This window comes from Caballeronia sp. RCC_10, from assembly GCF_041360715.1.
GTDB lineage: Bacteria > Pseudomonadota > Gammaproteobacteria > Burkholderiales > Burkholderiaceae > Caballeronia > Caballeronia grimmiae.
In genome coordinates, this window is record NZ_JBFUPT010000002.1 from 108,286 (window position 1) to 120,683 (window position 12,398).

Sequence of the window (12,398 nt, forward strand, 5' to 3'; positions counted from 1 at the left end):
TGCTAGAGTAGTTGTCGTGACCCTGGCTTCGAACGGTTCGCGCTTGCAAGCGAGGTCAGTCGGCGGGGAGCGCTGCCGTGGCAGCCACCTTATCGCTAACGCTGGTCCGGGAGTCGAGCATGGCGCGCATCGTCCAGTGCGGCGCAGCAATGCTCGTCGTGAGCCCTCACCGGCGCAGCTTGCGCTGCGGACGGCGACACGGTCGCCCAGATACGCGCCCGAGGCGTGGTGCGATGCGGCGTGAGCGAAGGGAGCGACGGCTTCTCGGTCAAAGACGATACCGGGCGCTGGACGGGAATGGATGCCGACTTCTGCCGCGCAGTGGCTGCGGCGGCGCTTGGCGATCCTGCGAAAGTGGCCTATGTGCCGCTCAAGGCATCGGCGCGCTTTCCTGCGCTCGCAAGGCCGTGGCAGTTCTGGACGCGCCGCCGTGTTCAGTCGGGTATCCGGACAATCGACGAAACTGTCCTAATGCTCATAGCGATTTCAGGAAGCGATCCGACCAGCCGCACGGGTCGTCTAGGTGCTTCGTCCGCATCAGCCTTTTAGCGCCTTCAAGATTGCCTGATGATCGAACGGCTTCTGACAACGCGGATAGTGTCGATAACCTTCAGCCAGGGCATCGACCCCGTAGCCGGTCGCAAAAATGAAACGGATGTCCCGCAACGCGAGCGCATCGGCCACCGGATACGACTTTTCGCCGTTCAGATCGACGTCCAGAACCGCAGCGTCGACAATTTCGCGCCCCTCTTCGAGCAGCGCGACCGCTTCCTGCGCGCTGGCAACCGGCCCGACGACGTGCGCTCCTGCTTCCTCTAATACAGTTGAGAGCCCGAGCGCCACCAGATAGTCGTCCTCGACGACCATGATTCTTCGACCGTCCAGTATTCTCGCCTGTTCATTCATGTCCGCCCTCTATGCATCATGCGAGTTCGCCGACGGTAACGGTATTTCGATGTGACACGACACGCCATCCGGAGCGAAAGCGAGATTCGTGCGCGCGCGCAGCGTGAATCGCAGTGCTTTCTCAATCAACTGCCGCCCGAAACCGGTCTTCGAGCTGTCGGGTGGAACCGACACACCGCTTTCGATCCAGTCGATGACGAGAGACGCGGCATCGTGCCCTCTGGGCTCCACCTTCCAGCGCACCTCCAGCCGAGCCGCTTCGTTCTTCAAGGCGCCGTACTTGACCGCGTTAGTGGTCAGTTCATGTAAAACCAGCGCGATCGTCTGCACGTTGCGAAAGCCAAGGGGCACAACCGGCCCTCTCAGCACAATACGGTCGCTGCCTGCGACGCCGAGTGCATCGAACTCCAGCTTCACGATGTCCCCGAGGTTGATCAGGTTGCCGTCCGCTTCACCGATGAGACCTTGCAGACGACCGAGCGCGGCCAGGCGGCTGTTGAAGGTCTGGAGTGCGACGTCTTGCTTGAGCGTCTGCTGTGCGATCGACTGGATCACCGTGAGCAGGTTGCGGGTGCGGTGCTGCAGTTCGGCTATCAACACGTTCTGCCGCTCTTCCGCATGCACCATGCCCGTTACGTCGACGAAGGCAACCACGACGCCATCGGATTTCCGCTCGCCGTTTCGATAGGGCGCAAGGCGCATCAGGAAATGAGTCAGCTTGTCCTTGCTGCACACGTGCCGCTCCCGCGGCGTATCCGTATTGAGCACGGCTTCGATATCCGCCTCCAGTCCGGGCAGATCCAGCCGGGTCACAAGCTCCGTAATCGGACGTCCACGGTCGATCGCGCGAATGTGGAAAATACGGTCCATCGCTGGCGTGAACGAACGGATCACGAGATTACGGTCGAGGAATACGGTGGCGACCGACGTGCTCTCGAACAGGTTCTGCAAGTCGCTGTTCGAGCGATCGAGCGCCTCGATCTTGCGACTCAGTTCGAGGTTGACCGTGTGCAACTCTTCGTTGAGCGACACGAGTTCTTCCTTCGATGCCTCCAGCTCTTCGTTGGACGACTGCATTTCCTCGTTGACCGACACCAGTTCCTCGTTCGATGACTTGAGCTCCTCGAGCGCAGTCTCATACTCTTCGATCATCGACTGCAGGCGTTCACGGGTGTCGCGCAACTCCTTCTCGACCTGCACGGCGGTCCGCTCGTGCGTGGCCTGGGCGCGCATGAGCGCCTCTTCCCGTGAAAGCACGGGCCCCTGATCGTTGAAGACCACGAGGTACATCCGCTCGCCGTTGGTCTGGTCGGTCAGCGGCTCGACGGTCAGGCTGATCTCCTGTACGCGGCCGTCCTCGCTCTCGATCACCACGCCTTCGCGTATGACCTGTCGACCCGACTCGACGGCCTCGCGGAACACCGAACGCAGATCGAGCCCCAGTCCCTTGCGCGCCATGGTGAATAGCTGGCGCGTCGGCGCACCGGCTGCGGCCTCCAGGTACTTGCCCGTGCGTGCGGAGTAGTACAGCACATCGCCATCGCGCGAAGCGAGCACATGAGGTGGCGTGAACCGCTCCAGCATGTGGTTATCGACCACGAGGCGCAGCGACGCACCGGTCAGCGCAGGGCGGCCGGGTGCAAGCCCGGCGATGTGACCGATCTTGAGCGACGACACCGACAGCGGCACGCGAAGCTGCGGCGACACGTCAGCGCGGCGGCGAAAGATCCGGTGCTTCTTTTCGATCGGTACAAACAACTCGTCGAACTGGCTGACGCCTTCCGACGTACCGAGAAACAGGTAGCCATCGGGGCGAAGTGCGTAGTGGAAAGTCGGAATGACCTGGTTTTGAATCTCTGCGCCGAAGTAAATCAGCAGATTGCGGCACGAGACAAGGTCGATCCGCGAGAACGGCGGGTCACGAATCACGCTGTGCGGCGAAAAGATGCAGAGATCGCGGACTTCTTTTGCAAGAACATAACTGCTGCCGTCGGGGATGAAAAATCGCTGGCGCCGCTCGTCCGACACGCCATCCAGCAACGGCAGCGGATAACGTGCCGAGCGCGCCACGCCGAGCGCCGCGTCGTCGATATCGGTCGCAAAGATTTGCACACGCGGCGCCTGGTCGGACCGGTCCATGTGCTCGCGCATGAGCATGGCGATGGAATACACTTCCTCGCCGGTCGCACAACCGGGCACCCAAACGCGGATGGTGTCGTTGACACCGCGCGCTTCGAACAGTTTCGGTAAGACAACATCCGAGAGCGCTTCGAACGCCTGAGCATCGCGAAAGAAGCTGGTGACATTGATGAGCAGGTCGCGAAATAATGCCGTGACCTCTTGCGCGTCGTTGGACAGTCGTGCGACATACGCTTCCGGCGTCTCCACCTCCAGGACTTGCATGCGCCGCTGCACACGGCGCAGGAAGGTTCTTACCTTGTAGCCGCTGAAATCATGGCCGACCTGGTGACGCAGAATTGTGTAGATCGCATTGCGGGCTTCGTCAAAAGCGGCACTCTCGATTTGCGCATCGGAAGCTCCGGACAGCTTGTCGAGCATGAATCTACCCGCTGCAAAACGAGCCAGCTTGGCGCCCATCTTCTCTGCGGGTATGGCAAAGTCGACCAGACCGCTGGAAATTGCGCTCTCGGGCATGTTGGCGTGATGAGGACCGAACCCGTCGGCCACCTGCGCGAGAGTGAGCCCGCCGCGCTCCTTGATGGCCTTGATGCCCAGTGTCCCGTCCGAGTCGCCGCCGGAGAGCACCACGCCGGCGGACAATTCGCCGACGTCGGTCGCCAGTGCGCTGAAAAATAGATCGATGGGCCTGCGCTCCCGCCGACGTGCATCCTGCGCATGTACGTGCAGCCTGCGATGCTCCACGCTTACCACCGCGTCGGTCGGCAACAGATAAACAGTGTCGACTTCGATCACCGTGTTGTCGGTAATCACGCGCACCGGCATGTCCGTGAAGCGCGCCACGATCTCCGGCAGCATGCTCTCGCGATCGGGGCTCAGATGGGTGATGATCACACACGCCAATCCGGGCTTCTCGGGCATACCGCGAAAGAAGCCTTCCAGTGCCTCGACCCCGCCGGCAGAGGCGCCCAGGCCCACGATCGGAAAATCGGCCACTGATGTCATGCTTTCTCCAACGCAGCGCGTGCCTTGCCATGCGCCCGTGCCGGTCGCTTCGATCGCGCAGCAGTCTTGGCGCCCGAAGCAGCACGGTGTGACGCCTGCTCTTCCAATAGCCTTAGCCCCGCACGGACGACTTCGCTAGCCGAGCTATAGCGACCGGTGGCCACTTCCGATCTGATAAATGCGGAGAGATGTTCGGTCACGCTGATGCTCAATGCATATTTGCTTGGCATGGGTTATCCACCGATGGCTGGGTAATACCCTATGTTATCCCTTTTTCATGACGACTCTTTCAACGTCATTCAATCGGGAAAGGAAGATCGCCGCTGGTGTGAGGGCGTGAAGTTGAAAGCGCAGGAAGGTGGTACGAGCGTCGAGAGACGAAGGGCCGGTGAACCCTCGGACGAGCCCTTCACAGAGCATGGATGTAACGGCTCCCGGTCGGCATTGGCGGGCGGCGCATGCATTCGTCCCGCGCGCTGCGTCACCGTCGCCTACCGTCCGTATTGCCGACGGCCGGGGTGCTCTCACCCAACGTCTGATCACGCTGTGCGATTGCTGGACTAAGCCTCCGGGAAGCACGGACTAATTCACCTATCCTGCATCGCGGGGGATGAGTTCATTGCTCGATGAGCTATTCGGTCATTCGTCGCATGGATGTGCGCTTTTGAACGTCCCACACTATCGACGTTCACGGTCGCGCATAACGTGCCGGGCCCCAGCAATGCTCGAAATCGAACATGTGACACAGCGAAGCCGAATCGTCCCGCTGTCCTTACGCCTCCATCGTTGTTCGAATCCCGAGACATGCGCTCATCGTCATGTTCGCCCGCACGATCGCGACACGAATGCGTCGTGAGGGAAAACTTGCGGATGTTGCTCAGAGACTGACGATGAAAGACGGATCCAATCAGCGCAGCAATGCTGAAGGCCGTTTTCAGGGACGAGACCGCGAAAGGACCGACTGGAGTTCGTGATGTGTTGCCGATACAGACCAAAGCGCTTCTCAATCAGAGATCACATATGGACGACGCACGCATCACCGACCCGAACTCTGGCTCCGCATAGCCGCACCATTACTCCGCAACGCAGACGCGGCGCAGCCCTTCGCTATAGCCGCCGCGCCCCACCATCGACGTCAAACGCTTTCATCCACCGCCCGGCGCAAAGCCTCCAAGAACCGCACATAAGCCGTCGCGCCTGGATCCGGATGGCCGATGCTGCGTTCCTGCACCCACGCCGCGCGCCCTTTCTGCGACTGCATCTTCGCGGTCTCGGCGACACGCTCGCCCGCCGTCGCGATCATCGCATCGAGAGCATCCGTCGCGCTTCCCTGCGATTGCTCGAGCACGTCGAGGCTCGGCACGAGCGCATCGAGCACGGTCTTGTCGCCGATATTGCTCTTGCCGCGCTCGATGATGCGCGCCGCCACCGCCCGCCCGATGCCGAGCGCATCATCGCGGCCGATTTCGTTCTTCCCCTGCATCGTCTTGGCCGCAGCGAGCAGTCCGCCGCCGACCAATGCGGCGAACGTCGATGGATTGGCCGTCGAAAACGCCTTCCCCGCCGCGAGCAGCACGTCGCCGACGCTCGCCTCCTCCGGCAGAACGCCGATGGCCTTCACGACCGCTTCCGACCCCGCGCGCACGGTGATGCCGAGATCGCCGTCGCCGAGAGCGGCATCGAGGTCGCGCAATTCGTCGGCATGCGCGGGGAGCGCGCTCAATGCGCGGCTCACAACGTCTATCAGTTGCTTCGTCGTTGTCATTTCGCCATCCTTATCAAGCGCGCGTGCCTTCACGGAAGAACGGCGAATGCGCCGGCACGGCCAGCAGCGCTTCGAGTTCATCGTCGAGCAGCATGACCGTGATCGATGCGCCCGCCATTTCCAGGCTCGTCACATACTCGCCGACATACGACCACGCGACCGTCAGCCCATCGCCGGCGATGACCTTCGCCGCACGCCGGTATAGCAGATAGAGCTCTTCGAGCGGCGTCGCGCCCAAACCATTCACGAGCAGCGCAAGACGCGAACCCTTCGGCGCGTCGAGATCGTCGAGAATCTGGCGCATCATGTTGTCCGCGATGACATCGGCCGATTGCAGCGCGCCGCGATGCGTGCCGGGTTCGCCATGGATGCCGATGCCGATTTCCATCTCGCCATCCGGCAGCGTGAACGTCGGCTTGCCCGCCGCGGGCAGGATCGTCGGCGACAGGCCCACGCCCATCGTGCGGCAGTTCGCATTGGCCTTGGCGCAGATGCGCGCCACTTCATCGAGCGAATCGCCGCGCTCGGCCGCCGCGCCGGCGCACTTGAATGCGAACACCATGCCCGCCACGCCGCGCCGGTCGGCTGCGCGTTCCTTCGGCGCCGATGCCACGTCGTCCGTCAATACGACGGTCTTGATGTCGATGCCTTCCGCGTCCGCGAGGTCGGATGCGAGATCGAAGTTCAGCACGTCGCCGCCATAATTGCCGTACACGTACAGCACGCCCGCGCCGCCGTTAACGCCTTTGGTCGCTTCGAAAATCTGCTCCGACGACGGCGACGAAAACACGTTGCCCACCGCCACGCCGCCGCACAACCCCTCGCCGACGTAGCCGAGAAAGCCCGGCATATGGCCCGAGCCGCCGCCCGTCACGATACCCACGCGGCCCGCTTTCGGCGCATCGGCGCGAACCAGCGCGCGCTTGTCGGCGTTCGCCGCCTTGATCCATTTCGGATGCGCGAGCAACAACGCGTCGATGATTTCGTCGACGAAAGTGTCCGGGTTGTTGATGATCTTCTTCATTCTCGTGTCTCCTTTGATTGCGTGTTTGGCAAGGGGCATGCGCGCGTCACAGCTTGCGCCGCTGACTCAACGCGTCGAGCAGGACCGCCGCGAAGATCACGCCGCCCTGTATGAATTGCGTCCAGAACGGGTTCACGCCGAGCAGCGACAGCCCGACGTTGATCACCCCGATCAGCACGACGCCGATGAACGTGCCGACGATCGAGCCGCGTCCGCCCGCGAGCGACGTGCCGCCGATCACGATGGCCGCGATCACCTGAAGTTCGAGTCCGTTGGCCGCCGAAGGCAATGCCGAATTCAGGCGTCCCGCGAGCACGATGCCCGCGATCGCCGCCGTCACGCCCGCGAGCATGTACGTGAGGAACACCACGCGACGGACCGGAATGCCCGCGAGCCGCGCGGCTTCCTGATTGCCGCCCACCGCGAACACCTGATGGCCGAACGTCGTCTTGCGCAGCAGGACATGGCCGATGACGAACACGACGAGCATGACGATCATCGGCATCGGCAAGCCGGCAATCGCCTTTGCGCCGAAGACCGTGAACGCGCTCGGAAAATCGAACTTCGTGCGGCCGTCGGAGATGGCGAGCGTGAGGCCGCGCGCCATTGCCATCGCGGCGAGCGTGACGATGAAGGGCACGAGCCGCAGCCAGGAAATCGCGAAGCCGTTGATCGCGCCGACCGCCGCGCCTGTCGCCAGCGCGATGAAGAGTCCGCCGATGCCGAGACCGACCGCATCCGGGCTCGACCCCGCCATGAAGGTCGCGGCGACCATGCCCGTCAGCGCGACGAGCGATCCCACCGACAGATCGATGCCCGACGTGATGATCACGAAGGTGCCGCCGACCGCCGCGATGCCGACGACCGACACCTGCACCATGATGTTGGTGAGCGTGCTCGTCGTCAGAAATTCCGGCGATGCGATCGACAACGCCACGCAAATGATGACGAGCGCGGCGAACAGTGGCCCGATGCCGCTTCTCAATTGACGGATCACGCGGCGCGACAGCGCTTCCGTGTCCGCCCGGTTGGCTGCCGTGGATGTCATGCGCCTGCTCCTGTCGTTGCCCATTGAATCACTGTTTCCGAGTTCGCCTTGTCGCGTGCGATTTCGGTCACGATGCTGCCGCGATACATCACCAGCACGCGATCCGACATGCCGAGCAATTCGGGCAACTCGGAACTGACCATGATGACTGCCGCGCCCGCACGCGCCATCTTCACCATATGCGCGTAAATCTCGGTCTTCGCGCCCACGTCGATGCCGCGCGTTGGTTCGTCGAGCATGATGACGGCGGGATTCGTCGCGGTGGCGCGGCCCAGAATGACCTTCTGCTGATTGCCGCCCGACAGCGTGCCCGTGACCTGCAACACAGACGAGGCGCGCACGCCGAAGCGCGTGCTCGCGTCCTGCGCGAGCTTGCGCTTTCTCGCGCCGCGCACGAAGCCACCGCTCGCGAGCGCCTTCAGGCTCGACAGCGCGATGTTCTCTTCGATGCTGGCATCGAGCACGAGCCCTTCGAGCTTGCGATCCTCCGACGTATAGACGAGCCCGTGGCGCACGCCTTCCGTCGGCGAATGATTCGTGACCTTCCTGCCTTTCACGACGATCTCGCCGTGGGTGGCGGGCAGCGCGCCGAAAATCGTCTTCAGCAACTCCGTGCGTCCCGCGCCCGCAATGCCCGCAATGCCGACGATCTCGCCCGCACGCACCGTGAAGCTCGCATTGCGCAGAAGCGGTGCGCTCGCGAGGTTTCGCACCTCCAGCACCACGTCGCCATACTCGCGCGGCTCCCACGGATAGAACGATTCAAGATTGCGCGCGACCATCGCCTGCACGAGTTCCGCTTCGGTCCATTCGGACATGGGACGCGCGCCGACGGTCGCGCCATCGCGCATCACGACTGCCGAGTCCGCCAGTTCGAAGACTTCTTCCAGATGATGCGAGATGAAGATGATGCCCATGCCCTCTTCGCGCAATCGCCGCACGACCGCATACAGATTCTCGATATCGTGACTCTGCAGCGCGGCGGTCGGCTCGTCCATCACGAGGATGCGTGCATCGCGCGCAATCGCCTTCGCCACTTCCACCAGTTGCCGCTTGTTGAGCGGCAGATCGCCGAGACGCATCCACGGCGGCACGTTGTCGAGGCCCACGCGCGCCAGCGCCTCGCGGGCCATCGCATGCGCCTCGCGCTGCCTGACGAAGCCGTTCCTCGCGGGCATCCGGCCGAGAAACAGGTTCTCCGTGACCGTCATGTCGTTGATGAGCGACAGCTCCTGATAGATGACGGCCACGCCCGCGTCGATCGCCGCATTGGTGCCGCGCGCAAGCGGCCTGCCGTCGATTTCGATGTCGCCTTCGTCCGGCTCGTAAGCGCCGGACAGAGTCTTCACGAGCGACGACTTGCCCGCGCCGTTCTCGCCGACGATAGCCATCACGTGACCGGCGTGCAGTTCGAGACTGACGCCGCGCAGCGCCTTCACGCCGGGAAAGCTCTTGACGATGCCTTGCATGCGCAGCAGCGGCGCCTTCGTGCTCGAAGGCATGCGCGTCCGCGCTTCGGTTTCGACTGTCATGTTCGCATTCCGCTCGCGGCCGCGCGTGTGCTGCACGCGCGGCCGCCGGTTGGCCTTACTGCTTCACTTCCTCGGACCACAGGCCATACTGCTTGACCGCATCCGAGTCGATGTTGGACTTGTCGATGAGCATGGTCGGCCACGCATAGTTCGCGGGCACGTCCTTCTTCGCGTTGTAGTCCGCGATGAACTGCAGGGACTTCGCCGCCATCTTGATGGGGTTCTGCGAGATGGTCGCGTCCTGCTTGCCCGCGCGAATCGCCGAGAGCGCCTGCGCGGTCCCGTCCGCACCGATCACCATGATGTGCGCCTTGTCGTCGAGCGGCTTGTAACGTCCCGCGTTGTCGATGGCCTTCTCCGCGCCCACGGTGTTGTCGTCGTTCGCGCCGAACACCGCGTCGATCTGCGGATATTTCTGCAGGATGTTGGTCATCGCGTTGAGCGACTTCTCCTGATCGAACGCGCCTTCCTGACGTGCGACGACCTTGATGTCCGGATACTTCGCGATCTCGTCGCTGAAGCCCTTCTCGCGGTCGGTCGCCGCCGTGGTGCCGACCAGACCGATCAGATCGACGACGTTGCCCTTCTCCGATCCGTAGCGCTTTTTCAACTGCTCCGCGATCCACTTTGCCGCCGTCTGGCCGAGGGCGACGTTGTCCGATGCGACGAACGATGTCACCTTGCCGCCATCCGAGCCGCGATCCAGCGTGAAGACCGGGACGTTCATCTGGTTCGCCTTCTCGACCGCCGGAATGATCGCCTTCGAATCGATCGGATTGAGCACGAGCGCGGTCACGCCCTGACTCAGCAGGTTGAGCGCGTCGTTGACTTGCTGCTGCGCATCGCCGTTGGCGTTGGTCTGCACGAGGTCGAAGTTCTGCTCCTTCGAGCCGCGCTCGACACCAGCCTTCAGGCCCACGAAGAACGCGTTGTTCAACGTCGCGATCGAGAAGCCGATCTTCGGCTTGCTGCCGCTTGCCGCAGCCGGGGCCGGGGCCGGCGCGCTCGCCGGTGAGCTTGCGCTGTCGCTCGCGCTCTTGCTGGCGCTGCTGCCCGACGACGCGTTCTCGCTCTTGTTGCATCCCGCGAGCGCCGCTGCGCACAGCAGCAATGCCCCGGTTGACTTGCCGAATGTTCCCCAACTATCGAACCGTGCTGAACTCCAGGCCATGACTGTCTCCTTTTTACGAGTTGTTCATTGCAGTTAGCTTGATGTCTTGTCGCGAATGTCAGTCGTCTTTGCTGCGCTTGCCGTACGTCTTGAATCTCTCCAGCACTTCATGCATCTGCTCGCCGGTCAGCACCGGCGGCGCGCCGAGTTGCAGCGCCAGCAGGTATTGCCTGGCGAGCACTTCCACTTCATGCGCGAGCCACACGGCGCGCGGCAAATCCGCTCCGAGCGCCACGACGCCGTGATGCGCGAGCAGGCACGCCCGTCGTCCTTCGAGCGCGGCGAGCGCGTGATCCGACAGCGCCTGCGTGCCGAAGAGCGCATACGGCGCGCAGCGAATCGACGCGCCGCCCGCGGCTGCGACCATGTAATGCACAGCCGGAATCTCGCGGCCCTGAATCGCGAGCGCCGTTGCCGCCGTCGAATGCGTGTGCACGACCGCATGCATCTCGGGACGCGCCCGCAGCAGGTCGCGATGAATCCGCCATTCCGATGACGGACGCTGGACGCGCAGCACGTCGTCGCTGTCGCATACGTCGAGCGGCAAATAGACGATGCCTTCGGCACTCAGCTCACGCGCCGGAACGCCGCTCGGCGTGATCAGCAGGCCATCGCCGAAGCGCGCGCTGACGTTGCCGGACGTCCCCTGATTGATGCCGAGCCGTTCCATTTCGAGCGCCGTGTCGACGATGCCCTGGCGCAGCGCATCTTCATTCGTCGTGTTCATGCCGCGCTGCCTTCGGCGGCGAAGAGGCTTTTTAGCGATCGTTCGAACGGTGCCTCGACGATGCCGCGTTCCGTGATGAAACCGGTCACGAGCGTATGCGGCGTCACATCGAACGCGGGGTTGCGCGCCTTGATGTGCTCGGGCGCGACACGCTGCCCCGCGAGGTGCGTGACTTCGGCGCCGGAGCGCTCCTCGATCTCGATGCGTTCGCCCGTCGCCGTCGAGAAGTCCAGCGTCGACGAAGGGCACGCGACATAAAACGGGATGCCGTAATGGCGCGCGGCGATCGCGAGGCCCAGCGTGCCTATCTTGTTCGCGAAGTCGCCGTTAGCGGCCACCCGGTCCGTGCCGACGATGACGAGATCGACCAGCCCCTGCGACATGATCGATGCAGCGGCGCCATCCATGATGAGCGTGACGTCGACACCCGCCTGCTGCAGTTCGAACGCGGTGAGGCGCGCGCCTTGCAGCAAGGGGCGCGTTTCATCGGCGAAGACGCTGAACGCGATGCCCGCGCGATGCGCCGCATAGATCGGGGCGGTAGCGGTGCCGAGACCGGTCGTCGCGAGCGCGCCCGCATTGCAGTGCGTGAGCACGCCATTTCCCTCGCCGATCAGCGACATGCCATGCACGCCGATGCCTTCGCACAGCGCGATGTCCTCTTCGTGGATGCGCGTCGCTTCATCGACGAGCACGTCGTACAGCACCGCCGTGTCCTGCGTATCGCATTCGCGCGCGCGCCTCATCATGCGCCCGAGGCTCCAGCTGAGATTCACGGCGGTCGGACGCGCGGTATCGAGCCACGCCGCGCGCCGTCCGAGTTCCGCGCGAAACTGCGCCACCGGCAACGTGCGGGCGTCCTGCATCGCGACGCACAAGCCATAGCCCGCCGCGACGCCGATGGCCGGCGCGCCGCGCACGCGCAGTTCGTGGATCGCGCGCCACACCTCGGCGGCATCGGCGACGTGTTCCACGACGATCTCGTGCGGCAGGCGCGTCTGATCGAGCAGCAACAGCTTGCCGTCACGCCATTCGATGGTCGGGGCCAGCGTCGGGAACAAGGTCTGCGAATCCATTGATG

The 12,398-nt window shown here is 63.5% G+C and carries 11 protein-coding genes; 1 reads left to right on the forward strand and 10 read right to left on the reverse strand.

What is annotated here, in order from left to right; all coding sequences use genetic code 11:
- Window positions 1-240 precede the first annotated feature (240 nt).
- Window positions 241-549: a hypothetical protein gene (locus AB6804_RS05055; RefSeq protein WP_370885505.1), complete on the forward strand. Its 309-nt coding sequence runs from the start codon at window positions 241-243 to the stop codon at window positions 547-549.
- On the opposite strand, the gene AB6804_RS05060 is transcribed toward AB6804_RS05055, so the two are convergent.
- The 10 genes from AB6804_RS05060 to mtnA form a co-directional block, all read right to left on the reverse strand.
- Window positions 538-906, reverse strand: coding sequence for a response regulator (locus AB6804_RS05060; protein WP_370885506.1), 369 nt, complete (start codon window positions 904-906; stop codon window positions 538-540). The two genes, AB6804_RS05055 and AB6804_RS05060, sit on opposite strands and share 12 nt — an antisense overlap.
- Window positions 907-915: 9 nt before the next feature.
- Complete coding sequence (locus AB6804_RS05065; RefSeq protein ID WP_370885507.1) at window positions 916-4,050, reverse strand: CheR family methyltransferase; 3,135 nt, start codon at window positions 4,048-4,050, stop codon at window positions 916-918.
- The gene (locus AB6804_RS05070) at window positions 4,047-4,280 is read right to left on the reverse strand and encodes a type II toxin-antitoxin system ParD family antitoxin (RefSeq protein ID WP_370885508.1); all 234 of its coding nucleotides are present in this window, start codon (window positions 4,278-4,280) and stop codon (window positions 4,047-4,049) included. Before AB6804_RS05070 ends, AB6804_RS05065 begins: the two co-directional genes overlap by 4 nt.
- Before the next feature lie 905 nt (window positions 4,281-5,185).
- On the reverse strand, window positions 5,186-5,815 hold the full coding sequence (locus AB6804_RS05075) for a DAK2 domain-containing protein (RefSeq protein WP_370885509.1): 630 nt from the start codon (window positions 5,813-5,815) through the stop codon (window positions 5,186-5,188).
- 13 nt (window positions 5,816-5,828) lie between these two features.
- Window positions 5,829-6,839, reverse strand: coding sequence for a dihydroxyacetone kinase subunit DhaK (locus tag AB6804_RS05080; protein WP_370885510.1), 1,011 nt, complete (start codon window positions 6,837-6,839; stop codon window positions 5,829-5,831).
- 46 nt (window positions 6,840-6,885) lie between these two features.
- Window positions 6,886-7,887 (reverse strand): ABC transporter permease, encoded by a 1,002-nt coding sequence (locus tag AB6804_RS05085; RefSeq protein WP_370885511.1) that lies wholly within the window; start codon window positions 7,885-7,887, stop codon window positions 6,886-6,888.
- Window positions 7,884-9,419, reverse strand: coding sequence for a sugar ABC transporter ATP-binding protein (locus tag AB6804_RS05090; protein ID WP_370885512.1), 1,536 nt, complete (start codon window positions 9,417-9,419; stop codon window positions 7,884-7,886). Before AB6804_RS05090 ends, AB6804_RS05085 begins: the two co-directional genes overlap by 4 nt.
- 55 nt (window positions 9,420-9,474) lie before the next feature.
- Window positions 9,475-10,590 carry a sugar ABC transporter substrate-binding protein gene (locus tag AB6804_RS05095; protein ID WP_370885513.1) on the reverse strand — a complete coding sequence of 372 codons (1,116 nt, stop codon included), beginning with the start codon at window positions 10,588-10,590 and terminating at the stop codon, window positions 9,475-9,477.
- A 58-nt stretch (window positions 10,591-10,648) separates the two neighbouring features.
- On the reverse strand, window positions 10,649-11,317 hold the full coding sequence (locus AB6804_RS05100) for a class II aldolase/adducin family protein (protein ID WP_370885514.1): 669 nt from the start codon (window positions 11,315-11,317) through the stop codon (window positions 10,649-10,651).
- Complete coding sequence (mtnA, locus tag AB6804_RS05105; protein ID WP_370885515.1) at window positions 11,314-12,393, reverse strand: S-methyl-5-thioribose-1-phosphate isomerase; 1,080 nt, start codon at window positions 12,391-12,393, stop codon at window positions 11,314-11,316. The genes AB6804_RS05100 and mtnA overlap by 4 nt, the downstream gene beginning before the upstream one ends.
- Window positions 12,394-12,398: the final 5 nt, after the last annotated feature.